The organism is Cytobacillus sp. MT66, from assembly GCF_058792595.1.
Genome location: NZ_JBXAFB010000001.1, coordinates 251,236 through 265,266, shown reverse-complemented (window position 1 = coordinate 265,266; position 14,031 = coordinate 251,236). Strand labels below are relative to the sequence as shown.

General features: G+C 40.3%; 15 protein-coding genes and 1 riboswitch. Of the genes, 1 reads left to right on the top strand and 14 read right to left on the bottom strand.

Annotated features, from left to right (window positions below; translation table 11 throughout):
- Positions 1 to 131: 131 nt before the first annotated feature.
- Positions 132 to 977, top strand: coding sequence for a DUF2935 domain-containing protein (locus AC1Q59_RS01295; RefSeq protein WP_492363958.1), 846 nt, complete (start codon positions 132 to 134; stop codon positions 975 to 977).
- A 123-nt stretch (positions 978 to 1,100) separates the two neighbouring features.
- Here AC1Q59_RS01295 and AC1Q59_RS01290 read toward each other — a convergent pair whose 3' ends face one another.
- The 14 genes from AC1Q59_RS01290 to AC1Q59_RS01225 all read right to left on the bottom strand — a co-directional run bounded on the left by AC1Q59_RS01290 (position 1,101) and on the right by AC1Q59_RS01225 (position 13,787).
- Entirely contained in the window at positions 1,101 to 1,892 is a 792-nt protein-coding gene (locus tag AC1Q59_RS01290) for an ABC transporter permease (protein ID WP_492363957.1), read from the bottom strand.
- 3 nt (positions 1,893 to 1,895) lie between these two features.
- Complete coding sequence (locus AC1Q59_RS01285; protein ID WP_492363956.1) at positions 1,896 to 2,669, bottom strand: ABC transporter ATP-binding protein; 774 nt, start codon at positions 2,667 to 2,669, stop codon at positions 1,896 to 1,898.
- Positions 2,670 to 2,673: 4 nt separating this feature from the next.
- Entirely contained in the window at positions 2,674 to 3,747 is a 1,074-nt protein-coding gene (locus AC1Q59_RS01280) for an ABC transporter substrate-binding protein (protein ID WP_492363955.1), read from the bottom strand.
- A gap of 106 nt (positions 3,748 to 3,853) precedes the next feature.
- Entirely contained in the window at positions 3,854 to 5,098 is a 1,245-nt protein-coding gene (locus AC1Q59_RS01275) for an ATP-binding protein (protein ID WP_492364318.1), read from the bottom strand.
- A 78-nt stretch (positions 5,099 to 5,176) separates the two neighbouring features.
- Positions 5,177 to 6,022, bottom strand: a complete 846-nt coding sequence (locus tag AC1Q59_RS01270; protein ID WP_492363954.1) for a 2OG-Fe(II) oxygenase — start codon at positions 6,020 to 6,022, stop codon at positions 5,177 to 5,179.
- A 329-nt stretch (positions 6,023 to 6,351) separates the two neighbouring features.
- Positions 6,352 to 6,984 (bottom strand): thiamine phosphate synthase, encoded by a 633-nt coding sequence (thiE, locus tag AC1Q59_RS01265; RefSeq protein ID WP_492363953.1) that lies wholly within the window; start codon positions 6,982 to 6,984, stop codon positions 6,352 to 6,354.
- A complete protein-coding gene (thiM, locus tag AC1Q59_RS01260) occupies positions 6,981 to 7,784 on the bottom strand; it encodes a hydroxyethylthiazole kinase (protein WP_492363952.1) in 804 nt (267 codons plus the stop codon). Before thiM ends, thiE begins: the two co-directional genes overlap by 4 nt.
- Positions 7,785 to 7,802: 18 nt before the next feature.
- Positions 7,803 to 8,615 (bottom strand): bifunctional hydroxymethylpyrimidine kinase/phosphomethylpyrimidine kinase, encoded by an 813-nt coding sequence (gene thiD, locus AC1Q59_RS01255; RefSeq protein ID WP_492363951.1) that lies wholly within the window; start codon positions 8,613 to 8,615, stop codon positions 7,803 to 7,805.
- Positions 8,584 to 9,105 carry an energy coupling factor transporter S component ThiW gene (gene thiW / locus AC1Q59_RS01250; RefSeq protein ID WP_492363950.1) on the bottom strand — a complete coding sequence of 174 codons (522 nt, stop codon included), beginning with the start codon at positions 9,103 to 9,105 and terminating at the stop codon, positions 8,584 to 8,586. Before thiW ends, thiD begins: the two co-directional genes overlap by 32 nt.
- Before the next feature lie 12 nt (positions 9,106 to 9,117).
- Entirely contained in the window at positions 9,118 to 10,134 is a 1,017-nt protein-coding gene (locus AC1Q59_RS01245; RefSeq protein WP_492364317.1) for an ABC transporter substrate-binding protein, read from the bottom strand.
- On the bottom strand, positions 10,134 to 10,934 hold the full coding sequence (locus tag AC1Q59_RS01240) for an ABC transporter permease (protein WP_492363949.1): 801 nt from the start codon (positions 10,932 to 10,934) through the stop codon (positions 10,134 to 10,136). The genes AC1Q59_RS01245 and AC1Q59_RS01240 overlap by 1 nt, the downstream gene beginning before the upstream one ends.
- Entirely contained in the window at positions 10,921 to 11,655 is a 735-nt protein-coding gene (locus tag AC1Q59_RS01235; protein ID WP_492363948.1) for an ABC transporter ATP-binding protein, read from the bottom strand. Before AC1Q59_RS01235 ends, AC1Q59_RS01240 begins: the two co-directional genes overlap by 14 nt.
- A 21-nt stretch (positions 11,656 to 11,676) precedes the next feature.
- Complete coding sequence (gene tenA / locus AC1Q59_RS01230; protein WP_492363947.1) at positions 11,677 to 12,363, bottom strand: thiaminase II; 687 nt, start codon at positions 12,361 to 12,363, stop codon at positions 11,677 to 11,679.
- A gap of 154 nt (positions 12,364 to 12,517) precedes the next feature.
- A riboswitch (TPP riboswitch) is annotated at positions 12,518 to 12,607 on the bottom strand.
- A 109-nt stretch (positions 12,608 to 12,716) separates the two neighbouring features.
- Complete coding sequence (locus AC1Q59_RS01225; protein ID WP_492363946.1) at positions 12,717 to 13,787, bottom strand: branched-chain amino acid aminotransferase; 1,071 nt, start codon at positions 13,785 to 13,787, stop codon at positions 12,717 to 12,719.
- Between the last annotated feature and the right edge of the window lie 244 nt (positions 13,788 to 14,031).

Genomic DNA, 14,031 nt, shown 5'->3' with positions numbered 1-14,031 from the left:
ACGTTTAAAAGAGCGGGTTTATAACCCAAAATTCTGATTTGGGATTGCTCTGACTTGTTCTCGGCATAATCATATTACTTTTGTAATATGAATAAAGCATATGGTAGCGATGACTATTAGGGGGGATTGGAATGAACGGGAATGAGGGTTTGCATGCTGATACTGGTGTTACATCAGGGGTATTTGTCGAGCGTTCGTTAAATGAAATTCGGTTTTGGTCTAGGATTATGAAAGAACATTCTTTATTTCTCCGTTTAGGATTTAGAGCAGAAGACACTCAATTAATCCAAGAAGCTAATCAGTTTTACCGGCTATTTGAACATATTGAACAAACGGCACATTCCCTTTCCAATCAAACCGACCCTGAACAAATAAGAAATTTTAATTCGGAAGTACAACAAGCTGCAACTGGTATATATGCATTTAAACGAAAAGTATTAGGATTAATTCTCACATGTAAATTGCCAGGGGCAAATCATTTTCCGCTGCTTGTTGACCATATAAGCAGGGAAGCAAATTATTTTAGAAAAAGATTAATTGAATTAAATGAAGGAAAACTAAAAGCACTTCCAGACGCTATTATTAAAGAAAATGTCTTTTTCTTAAGGATTATGGCTGACCATGCCAAATTTATCGGTCATTTGCTGGATCCGTCCGAAAGGAAGTTAATTGATATTGCCCGAAATTTTAGTAATGATTTTGATCAATTGATGTATCAGGCAATAGATTTAGAATCTATGAAGCCACAATCTCAAACGGTTCCGCTTTTAGATCAATTTCTGGATCAAAATCGTGTGTCAGTTGTATCCCTAAGAGACTTCAAGAAAACAGCCCGTGATCTAATAGAAGAATGTAAAATAAAGAGTATTATTCATCCGTTATTAGCAGACCATGTTTTCCGTGAAGCAGATAGATTCCTTGAAATAATTGATATGTTTGATGCTCACCTGACCAGCAGCAATCCTCAATCAAGGTAGTCGGTCAAGCTGCTTGCTCTAAAAAACCTACTAATTAAATGAACTACAACAAAAGTCAATTCCCTTTATGGAATTGACTTTTTTGTGGTAAGTTCTTTTTTACAGCCAACTTGGGCCCTGGTTTTATTTCCATGGTATGAGCTTGCGTTCAAGCCATTGCAGTGTCCTATTAAAGACTAGTCCCAAGAAGGACAGCAAGAGAACACCGACCATTAGCTTGTTTGTGATCATTAAGTTTCCATAGTGCAGAACCATGGCGCCGATTCCGTATTGGGCGGCGATCATTTCAGCAGATACCAAAAGCAATAGTGCTGTACCTGCAGCAAGCTTCAGACCAGCAAAAATCGTTGGCAGCGCACCGGGCAGGATGACTTTGCGAATGACATTGAAATGATTGGCTCCAAAGGTGGCCGCCGCTTTAATTAAAATAGGGTCCACGCTTTTTACACCGGAAAAGGTATTAATGAGAACTGGGAAGAATACGCCTAGTGCAATGATGGCGACCTTTGGCATCTCACCAATCCCAAACCATAGAATGATTAATGGCAGCAAGGCAATCTTTGGAATTGGATAAATGGAATAAACAATTGGTGTGAAAATGGCGTCTGCCCACTTGGAAAATCCTAGAAGCAATCCGACAATAATTCCCATAATAGCCCCAATTGAATATCCCCAGCCAATCCGGTACAAGCTCGCCAAAAGATTCTTGAAAAGCTCGCCGCTTGATATCATATCCCATCCGGCAGTAACGATTGCTGTGGGAGCGGGTAAGAATAAGGGCGGTACAATCTGCAGCCTGCAGACTGTTTCCCAAATGATGAGCAGACCAGTTATCCCCAGGACAGAAGCATACGTTGGTATTTTCTTATCAAGAAAAGCGACCCGGTTTTTGATTACCTGTCTATTATTCTCCATTTTCTACGCCTCCTTTAATGCTTCATGAGCATCGTGGCGTATTAGATTCCAGATTTCATTGGAATACTGTTCAAATTGGCTCCGGTATTGATCTTGATCGCGTCCGACCTTCGGCATATCAATCTTAATCACCGCTTTGATTTGTCCTGGATGGCGGGATAAAACAATCACCCGGTCGGCTAAATAAACCGCTTCCTGAATGTTATGTGTAACATAAAGGGTGCTTAGACGCGTACGGTCCCAAATGGTTAATAGCTCTTCTTGCATGATTGTTCGAGTTTGTGCATCCAATGCGGAGAATGGCTCGTCCATAAGAAGCAAGTCCGGTTCAACGGATAAAGCCCGGGCAATTCCTGCCCGCTGCTTCATACCGCCGGAAAGCTGTTTTGGAAAGGCATTTTCAAAACCTGTCAGTCCTACCATTTCAATATAATGTTTTCCTTTTTCCTCGCGTTCCTTCTTGCTGACCCCTTTCTCTTCAAGGCCAAATGTGACATTTTCAAAGACGGTCCGCCATGGGAAAAGGGCAATTTCCTGAAAAACAATGGCAAGATTTGGGTTTTTCCCTTGTATGCCCTCAAAGTAGACTTGTCCTTCACTAGGTGAAAGCAGTCCGCCAACGATATTAAGCAAGGTAGATTTTCCGCAGCCGCTTGGGCCAACCAATACAACAAATTCTTCCTCTTCAATCGTTAAGTTTATATCTTTGAGTGCGGTTACTTCCTTTTTCTTTGCATCGGTAAATTTCTTTCCGACGTTTTCAACTACAATTTTCATGATGTCATTCCCCTAGTTCTTTTAAAGCTTCCTCTAATAATTCTGTATTCACAATCTCCTTGCTGTCAATTGTTTTGTCTATTAATTTTTCTTTTGCATACCAGTCAATTTGCGTTTGAATGTCAGATTCTAGAAGTTTGCCGTCACGATCCATATACGGCAGACCTTTTTTAATCAGCTCTGGATCCTGATCCGTGTATTTGGCAATAATGTTGATTACCTCATCAAAATTTTCACCTGGTACGGTTTTGCCATTTTCTTTCACTAATACAGCATCATAGTAGTAGCGTGTTGCTTTAATATACGCTTTGAAGAATTTAACTGCTGCATCTTTGTTTTCAGCAAAAGCTGGTGAGAAGAAAATCCCGGAAGTCTGATAATTAATTTCCTCGCCGATTTGGGTAATTACTTTTCCATACCCTTCTTGCTCAACCGTTGAAATGTTTGGTTCATTTAAAATAACGGCATCAACCTGTTTGCTGTTTAAAGCTTCCATGAGACCTTTAATACTGTTAAGCGGCACTAATTCAACATCACTGATACTAAGACCATGATTTTCCAAAACTCTTCCCGCCATGTAATGGAAGGTAGAACCTGTTTGTGTAATGCCTAATTTTTTGCCTTTTAAATCTTCGACTTTTGTTACGTCTGAATCATTTGGCACCATTAGAGCAGATGAGGAATATCCCTTTTCTTCTCTTCCTTTGTCAGCTACAATCCATAATTTTTGTCCGCCTGAAACCATGTTGTACAAGCTTGCAGTAATTCCTGTTGCCCCTACATCAACGCTGCCGCCAGCGGTTGCAACAGCAATTGGCTGTGCAGCTTCAAACCATGTTGCTTCTGCATCAATACCTTCTTCTTGGAAAAAACCTTTTTCTAAGGCAATAAATAACGGTGCCGAGCTTGTCAGCTTAAGCATACCAATTTTAACAGCAATATTTTCTTGTGTCTTTTCAGAAGCATTATCTGTCCCTTTTTCTTCTCCTTGCTGATTTTCCTCCTGGCTGCCGCATCCAGTGAGTGCTAAAGCTAATATGAGAAGCACGGCAAAGATCATTGTTAAAGATTTTTTCAATTTGAATACCTCCATCTCTTTCTTTGTTGTATACCGTATTCTATCATAAAATTTATCGTATTCGACATAATTTTCTAAAATTCTTTATCCGTTTAAACCAATAAATTCAGTGCTTTGGAAAAGTAAGTGTTATTGAGGTTCCAAGATTGTATTTACTGTTGACTTGTACATGTCCTTTCATACTTTCCACTATTCGAAACACTACCATCATGCCTAGGCCCGTTCCTTTTTGTTCTTTTAGCGAAAAATAGGGTTCACCCAATCTCGCCAAGTGCTCAGGGGTCATTCCATGTCCGGTATCGGAAATTTTAATAGAGATTTTTCCTTTTTCATCAAAAGTATGGATAGTTAAGTTTCCGCCTTTTGGCATGGCCTCTATACTATTTTTAAATATATTTATTAAGACTTGCTGAAATTTGTGCGGATCCCCTTTGATTGCACCTACTATGTGATCAAAGGAAATGTCAGTTTGGACATTTTGTTTTAGGCATAATGGCTTTAATATATCAATGCTTTTTTGAACTTCCTGATTAACGTTCATTATTGTCTCTTCATTTGGATGCGGCTTGGCAAACATCAAATAATCATTAATGATTTCTGAAGCACGATTAGCTTCAGCGATTGCATATTTTGCATATTCTCGGTTTATGTCAGTTGTTTTTTCGTTCTCGGCAATTAATTGCAAAAAACCTGCTACTGCTGTTAAAGGATTTCGGACTTCATGACTAATGCTTGCAGCTAAATGACTGACGATTTCCATCTTTTCTAATTTCATCGCCTCGAGGTGAAAATGGTAGGCTTGCCTTAGAACCTCTGTTAAGTAAGAAACAAAAAAAGTAGAGGCGGTCAGAACAATAGAATAAATGGCAAAAACCTGCATGTCTTGAAATTCAAAGATGATGGACGGAATTAAGTAGCCGATAATCGAATAGAATAAGGAAAATACGGTTACCGTGATCACCCTAGTTCTGATAGTTTTCCTTATGAAATAAGGTCCTAGCAAGATAATCAGAACCGAGGTGAAAAGAGTCAAGCTTACAGATACCATAAACCCATCTCCGCCAATAAAATACCTGATGATCAGCAGAAAGGCTGCCAAGGCAATTGTCACACGCTTTCCGCCATATAATCCTCCAAGGAGCATCGGGATAAAACGCAAATCGTAAATAAATCCCTCTCCTTCTGGAACAGATAAAAGCAGGCAAATGATGATTTGCAGGACCGCAACGATAAACAAATAGATGCGTCGAATAGGGTGCTGTAACGTCTTATGTTTATACCAGACGACCATATTTAATAGTAAAATTAAAATAAGGATAAAAAGCAAATTGATAAGCAAGCCAATTAACATTCCCACTAATCCACTCTCCTGAGCTGCTGTTAGAGTTTTAAAAAAGGACTCCTTATTTGGACTCCTTTTTTAAAACTTTTAATTTAGTGTTTTCCCCTGTCGAATCCATTTAGTAGATACCCATTTCTCTCCCTTGACGATAGGAATACTGCTATGTACAGAAAGGCGGTCTGCCTGGCCCTCACTGTTTCCATAATGGAAATACACAGCGGTCCCTCTTTTAGGCACTACTGAGAGGCCAGCCTTCGGAAAAATAGTTTCTCCGCCAAACTCTACGTCATTCAAGTACATTAAGAAAGTAGCGATCCGTTGTCCGCCGTTCTCCTTTTGAACTTGTCCGGACGGGAAGAAATCAAAATGTGCTTTATATTCTTCGCCGATTCCATAATTCAAAACCTGCAGCCCTTCGCCATTGATGATCGGATGCTCTGTTATTTCGGCTATTCTTTTTTCAATTCTTTCTACCAGAGGAGTTTCCCCTAAGCTATAAAAGGCATTTTTGCTTGTTCGTCCTGGAGCTAATCGTCTTTGCCCTGAATAGGAATCAACAATTTGCGATGGTTCCAACCGTTCTTTTGAAAGCTCAATCAGCTGTTCGCATTCCTCATTGCTTAGTACATTATCCAGATACATGATAAATGGCTTTTCCAGTTTTAACAGAACTTTAATGTCTCTGTCACTAGTATGGATCACATTCCCCTTTTCGGCTATTGCAGGTGTTTCATATTTATACGGTTTTTGCCCGCTATTGACTGTTGTTACAGATTCTTTATTCAATATTCGAATCATAGTTGTAAACGCAAATGCTGGTTCAAACCCTTTTTTAATCATTGCTTGAACAATTGCCTCGGGATTAGCTCCGCTTTTAAGTGTATTGATAATCCAATCCTTCAGCTCATCAGAAATTTGGCTAATCTTTTGCAAAATTCGCTCCCCTCCCGAAATAATACAGATTTATCTATATATTATAAATCGTTTTTTGAGAGAGTGATAGTGAAAAAATTGAGACAACTGGACGTGATGCATGTTTCTTAATAAATGGCTCTGTAAATTTTGACCGTTGATCTCCACTCCAGGCGCTTCGCGCACCTAAGGGCGTTTTGCGAGCCTCCTCGGAGCACACGCTCCTGCGGGGTCTCACTTCAACGCTGATCCCCCAGGAGTCTACACGCCTTCAGTTCCAATCAACTAAGCGGTTAAAATCAACATTAAGCTTTAACACAGCCTAATAAAAAAAGGCTAACCATAGCTGGTTAACCTAATAATAAATTCTCTTTAAATGTTTGTCGAAACTCTTTTGCCGCTGCAAACGGGGATTCTGCCTGCATAATTCCAGACACTACAGCAATTCCGGCAATCTCTTTTTCTCTTATTTCCAAAAGATTATCAATCTTAATTCCACCGATGGCTACGATTGGTATGTTCACAGCTCCAATGATTGATTCAAGCATACCGGCGGGGAGAACCTTTGCATTATCTTTTGATTGAGTTGGAAAAATAGCTCCAACACCGATATAAGCAGCCCCTTCCATTTCTGCCTTCATTGCTTCCTCAACGGTAGAAACGGAAACTCCTACAAGCATATTCGGCGGGACAATTTTTTTAATCGCTGGCAAAGGCATATCAGATTGGCCAACGTGGACCCCTGCAGCATCGACTGCCAGTGCGACATCGATCCGGTCATTAATAATGAGCGGAACACTATATCTATCAAGTAATTCTTTCAGCTTTGCCGCTTTTTCATAAAACAGCTTTCCATCAGTTTTTTTTTCGCGGAGCTGAACCATCGTGACTCCGCCTTTAACGGCTTGTTCGACAATATGTAAAAGATTGTCCACAGGGACTGATTCCTCTGTCACCAAATATAAAGTATAATCATGACTCATCCGAAGCGGACCTCCTTTTCCCAAATAGCTGCATCCAATAATGAAAGCTCATCCATTAATCGAACTTTGTATGTGCCAATCCCATCATAATCTGAAAGTCTTTTCTTCGCCCGTTCACCAGCTAGACTCATAGATGACATCCCCGCGATTGCTGCATGGAAATAATCATCAGTTATCCCAGCAAAACAGCCGATTAATGCCCCTGTCATACAGCCTGTTCCAGTAATGCGTGTCAGCCAAACATCTCCATTAGCGATTTTTACGATTTCCTGTCCGTTAGATATGACATCAAGCTCACCGCTTATGACAGCAATGGCATCAAGTTCCGTTGCTGCTTTTTCAGCCAATTCCTCTTTAGAAATTGGGATTTCACCTGCATCTACTCCTCTTGTCTCTGCCTTGCCGCCGATTAGAGCAAATACTTCTGTAGCATTTCCCCTAACAATGGATACCTTAACTTTGCTGATAAAATCCTGTGCTCTATCTGTTCTAAAAGGAGTTGCCCCGACACCAACTGGATCTAAAATAACAGGGGTCCCTTTTTCATTGGCAGCACGTCCTGCACGAACCATCGCTTCGTACGTTAAATCATCAATCGTCCCAAAATTGATCACAAGGGCATTTGCAAGCTTGACCATATCTGCGACCTCTTCGATGCTCGTTGCCATAACAGGGGATCCGCCTATAGCAAGTGTTGCATTAGCACAGTCATTGACTGTAACTTCATTAGTAATCTGATGGACTAGCGGATTGCCATCTTTAATGTTATTAAATAATTCAGTAACGATTTTTCCATTCATGTAATAGTTTCCCTCCATTTAACTATGATTGCTGACTAGGTTTGACTTTTTATAGAGGTCATAAAAATGGTGTGTCGGCCCATGGCCGTGTCCAAGCTCTAGACTGTGTCTGATAGCAGTTGTAATATACTCCTTAGAGATTTGTACAGCTTCTAAAAGCGATGCCCCTTTGGCCAAATTGGCAGCAATTGCGGATGAAAGTGTGCATCCAGTCCCGTGTGTGTTTTTCGTATGAATCCTTTCGCCTTTCAGCCAATAAAACTGCTCACCATCGTAAAATAAATCATTTGGCTGCCCGCTTAGATGCCCGCCCTTTAAAAGAACTGATTTGGCGCCTAAGGTCAGTAATGTCTGGCAAGCTTTCATCTGATCATCAGCATTTTCAATTTCTAACCCTGTTAAACTTTGAGCCTCTGGTATGTTCGGTGTAATAATATCAGCCAATGGCAGCATTTTTTCCTTTAGTGCTTCAGTTGCTTCTTCATGCAATAAATGATGTCCGCCCTTTGAAACCATGACGGGATCCAATACTATGAATCTTGGTTTATATTTTTCTAGTGAACTTGCAACGATGGTTATAATTTCGCTTGAAGATAGCATGCCAATTTTGACGGCATCAACAGGAATATCATCAAAAACAGCTTCTATCTGATCCTTAATTATAGAAGGTGAAATATCTTGGACAGACCGGACCTCCATTGTGTTTTGTGCCGTAACAGCTGTGATGACAGACATGCCATAGACACCTTGGGCTGCAAATGCTTTTAAGTCTGCCTGAATTCCTGCGCCTCCTCCTGAATCAGAGCCCGCGATTGTGAGTGCTGTTTTCATAAAGCATCCCTCCAATTGCTTTATTTTTAATTAATATCTTTAACAGGCCATATCCCATTAATGCTCCAGTAAATGAGCTCAAGACAAAGGCAGGAACGAACCCAAATAACGCTGCCTCCTGGCCTAAAAGAAGAACTGAGATTGGATAAGTAGCCATTGCTCCCAAAATACCTGTACCAAATACTTCTCCAAAGGCAGCCACACTTATTTTCTTTGTTTTAGAAAATAAAACTGCCGCCAAAAAGGCGCCAATCATGCTTCCGGGATAGGCAAAAACACTGCCTGTACCCAGCATATTTCTCAATGTTGATGAGATAAAAGCCTGCATGACGGCATACCATGGCCCAAGCAGCACCGCCGATAATACATTGGCAAAGTGCTGAATGGGAAAAATTTTCGCAAAACCTACTGGGAAATAAATCAGACTGCTTGAAACCGTGGTAATGCCGGCAATAATTGCGGTTAATGTGAGCTTTTTCGTTTTCTGCATGCTTTACACTCCTTAATCTGCGGCATTTTCCCCTGTAATATTAGTAAAGGCTTTTTTGTGATCCACTTTTTCTTTTATGACATTAGCTTCTAACAGCCAATTCGCAACGTCTTCCCAGACCGCTTCCTCCTGGTAGCCGAAAGGGATATCTTCATCTTCCATTAATGGCAATAAGATGTTTAGGCTTTCAGTCTCCACCTCTTTATCTAAAGGAAAACTTTCATTTTCGTGATTGAGTAAGATCTGCAAACCAGCTTCCGGGTCTTTTTTTACAAGTTCCTGCCCCTTTGTAACAGCGCGCCAGAACTTTTCTAACGATTCCCTTTTCTTTTCCAGTGTTTTTTCACCAGTTACCATAACCAATTCATAATTGTCAGGAACACCATAGTCCATTAGGTTAAGCATATCAACGTCATAACCTTCTTTTTTCAGCAGAACAAGCTCATGATTGACATAAGCCCCAATTAGCGCATCGACATTGTCAGTTGCTAAGGAAGGCATTAAATCCCAGCCAACATCTGTCAGTTTAACCTTATCTATATCGCCGCCGTCGTTTTTCACCATAGAGGTAACAATTGCTTCACTAACGACAGTTGATGGATAGCCAACATTTTTTCCTTCTAAATCCTTGGGTGATTGGATTCCGCTATCTTTTTTGTACATAATTCCATCTAATGAATGTCTTACATAGGCTGCAACGGATACAACCGGAATACCTTCAGCTCTTGATAGGAGAAGCTGGTTCTGATAGCTGATGGCGAGATCGACCTTCCCGGTTGCTGCTAGTTTCAATGGATCATTGGTATCTGCAGGCATTTCAATTTTGACATTCAGCCCTTCGTCTTCAAAATAGCCCTTTTCTTTAGCAGCATATATAGGTGCATGAACAGCATTTGGGTACCAATCCAGCATAATGCTGACTTCCTCAAGCTCCTTGGCTTTTCCCTGCTTGCTGTTATCATTGTCTCCGGAACATCCCGCTAAAAAAGCGGCTGCCAGTATAAGTATTGCTAAAAATTTTCGTATCATCATTTGCTGTTGTTCCCTTCCGTGTTAATTTTTTCATCAGAGTCTTTCCAGTTTAGGATTCGTTTTTCTAGAAACGAAATCAATGAAAATAATAAAATACCCAATATAGTTAAAATGACAATGGAGGCAAACACACCTTCTGCGTCTAAATTACCCGACATCCTCCGGCTATAATAGCCGAGCCCTTCACTTGCACCTAGCCATTCTCCAATTGTTGCACCCACTAAGGCATAGACTATGGCAAGCTTTAGGCCGGAAAAAAAGGATGGAAGCGCCATTGGCACATGCAGCTTAAGAAATATTTTCCACCGGCTCGCACCTATTGAACGAAATAGCTCAATAAAATCTCTATCAGCCGATTTTAGCCCGTCGTAGGCACCGACGACAATTGGAAAAAAGGAAATTAGCACCGTGACTGCCACCTTGCTCCAAATCGTATAGCCAAACCAAAGGACAAAAATGGGCGACAGGGCAATAATGGGAATCATTTGTGAAATAAGTACAACAGGATAAAGCATTTTTTCCACCGTTTTCGAAAAAAACATCCCTGCTGCCAGAAAAACTCCTCCGAGTACTGCAATAACAAACCCAATTAGAAACTCAAGCATGGTTGCAGGTGTGTGTTCCAGCAATAAAGGCTGCCAGTTGTCAATGATGGCCATAACAACCATGGTTGGCGCTGGAATAATAAAGGATGGCACCTGCTCAGAACGGACAAGCCATTCGAACAGCAGCAGTATAACCAGCGTGAAAATTAAAAATAAACTATATGTTTGCAGCCAGGCTTTAAATTGTTTCATAGGCTATTTTTTTCTCCAGGTTTTGTCTTAAGGTGACCATTTCTTTTTTATGAAGCATATCCGGCACTCGCGGGCGCGGCAGGCTTACGTTCATTTCTTCTATCTTCTTTTTTGGATGCAATAGCAGGATTCTGTCGCTTAAAAAACAGGCTTCTTCCAGATCATGGGTGATAAATAATATAGTTTTATTCGATTCCTTCCATATTGAAAGGAGCCATTGCTGCATTTCCTTCTTAGTCAATGCGTCGAGGGCGCCGAATGGTTCATCAAGCAATAATAGATCTTTGCCTGTGAACAAGGCCCGCAGAAATGACGCCCTTTGTCGCATTCCGCCAGAAAGCTGCTTAGGCAGCGCATCCTTATAATCAAGTAATCCAACTTTGTCTAGCCAGCTTTCGGCTTCCTCTGCTGAAATATGTACATCTTTTCGGAGTTCAGACGGCAGCATGATATTTTCAAGAATGGTCCTCCAGGGCAAAAGCAGGTCTCGCTGGGGCATGTACCCTACATCCCCCAGGGAAACTGGTTTTCCATTGATAAGGATTTCACCGGTATCTTGTTTAAGAAGACCTGTGATTAGTTTTAAAATGGTACTTTTTCCTGACCCGCTTTTTCCTACAAGTGATACAAACTCACCATGCTCTAGTTTCATGTCCAGATTTGAAATGATGTTATCACCATTGTGTTGAAATGAGAAAGATACGTTTTTTAGTTCAAGCATTTTTCCACCAGCTTAATTAATTTAGATTGGCCAATCGTGATCATAGTAGTTCATGTCCCAGAATAGGTATTCATATTTTGAAGTCATCTGGAAATGTTCTTCTAATTTTGCTAGCTCACGCTCTGGCTTGCCGTCTGCAATCTCGTCCATTAGTTTGATCAGCCATTGTGCACCAGCACCGAAAGTTTCGGAATCATAGGTTTCTATCCATTTGGCGTAAGGATTATTGTCCAATTGGTCTCCATATTGCTTTCTTAATAGTTTTCCAATCTCCCAATAATCCCATGCACATGGAAGCAGGCACGCGACTACCTCAGCCAAACTGCCATGCTGAGCAGCATGCAGCATATAGCGTGTATAGGCTAAATTAACCGGAGTTGGCTTTGTTTCTTCCAATTCCTCTCTAGAAATCCCAAACTCTGCAGCAAATTGACGATGAAGCTCCATTTCGAAATTTAATGTTTCATGCAGGATCTGACCAAATTTCCCCATGGTATCCAGGTCGTGCGACTTCATGACACCGATAGCAAACAGCTTGGCATAGTCAATCAAATAGACATAGTCCTGTTTCATGTAGCGGATAAATTTTTCTTTGTCTAGAGTGCCTTTTCCTAATTCTTGGACAAATGGATGCTGGTGATTTTTCTCCCAGATTGGCTGCACGTTTTCAAATAGTCTTTCGGTAAACGTTTTAGTCGTTGTGTTCAACGAACTCCCTCCTTCTGTATAATAGGCTGTGTTTAACGTTGCCGTTGATTTTTAGCTCCAATCAACTTGGTTTTGTAAAACCTTAACTTTTTAACACAATAAAAAAACCGCTTTCCGTAAAGAAAGCGGTTAGTGAATGAAATAAAAGTTTGGTTTTACATCATTCTTGCTTTCCTACGCTAGTATTAACTAGATCAGGTTCAAAGGGTCACATCTCAGCCTTTCGGCGCCCCTAGCAAGACTCTAAATTAAATTGTTTGAAAATTCTCCGACGTACATACCTAGCATATCATGATTCATATGAATTGCAAGTGAATTTTTGGAAAAAGAAAAGAACTGCTAAAAGCAGTTCTTTAGACAAGTACGCGCCATCCGAATGGATCGTCTACTTTATTATTTTGGATGCCAGTTAATTCGTCGTATAGTTTTCTTGTTAATTCACCTGTTTCTCCGTTATTAACGACAAGCTTTTCTTCTTTATAGAAAAGTTCGCCGATTGGAGAAATAACAGCTGCTGTACCTGCACCAAAGGCTTCTTCTAATTTTCCTTCTTTGCTTGCCTGTACAAGCTCATCCATTGAAAGTTTTCTTTCTGTAACTGGTACATTCCAATGTTTAAGCAGGTTGATGATTGAGTCACGTGTAATCCCAGCTAAAATACTGCCATTTAGCTCAGGCGTTACCACTTCCCCATTAATTTTAAAGAAGACGTTCATGCTTCCTACTTCTTCAATATACTTATGCTCTTTACCATCAAGCCATAATACTTGAGAGTAACCAGCGTCTTCTGCCACTTCCTGTGCCTTTAAGCCTGAAGCATAGTTTCCGGCAGTTTTGGCAGCCCCTGTTCCGCCCTTAACTGCGCGGGTATATTCTGTTTCAACCGCAATTTTCACAGGGTTGATGCCTTCCTTATAATAAGCTCCAACAGGAGATAAGATAATAATAAATTGGTAAGTAAGTGATGGTGAAACACCTAAATGCGCTTCAGTTGAAATAACGAATGGGCGAATGTAAAGAGATGTTCCCTCAACATTTGGAACCCAGTTCCGGTCTACATTGATTAATTGCTTTAAGGCGCTTAGTGCTAGCTCCTCATCAATTTGCGGCATGCACAAACGTTCAAGGGAACGGTTTAAACGTTCAAAGTTTTTATTAGGTCTAAATAGAAAAATTTGCTCATCAGCTGTTTGATATGCTTTTAAACCTTCAAAAACTGTTTGCCCATAATGGAAAATGACGGCTGCAGGGTCTAATGTAATAGGCTGATAAGGGACAATGCGAGGATCATGCCAGCCTTTCCCTTCTGTGTAATCCATAAGAAACATATGATCTGTAAAGTTTCTTCCAAATTCAAGATTATGGAAATCAGGTTTTTCTTTTCTTTCAGTGCTTAATTGAACTTCGATTGGATAATCTTTCATCCTACTTCTCCCTGCCTTTTTTTTACTATTGGAAAGTTTAATTAAAAAAAATAAAGCGTTTAACGAATACTAGACAATGCACATAAAATTGGAATAACGCCTATTAGTATTTTCATATAACTTTTACGTGTATTGTAATTACAATTATCCGACAATTCATAGCGTTTTGTCGAGATGTTTTTTAAAATTGTTTAAAATTTTTTTTAAAGCATTAAAAAGGCAATTAGCAACAAGGCTAATTGCA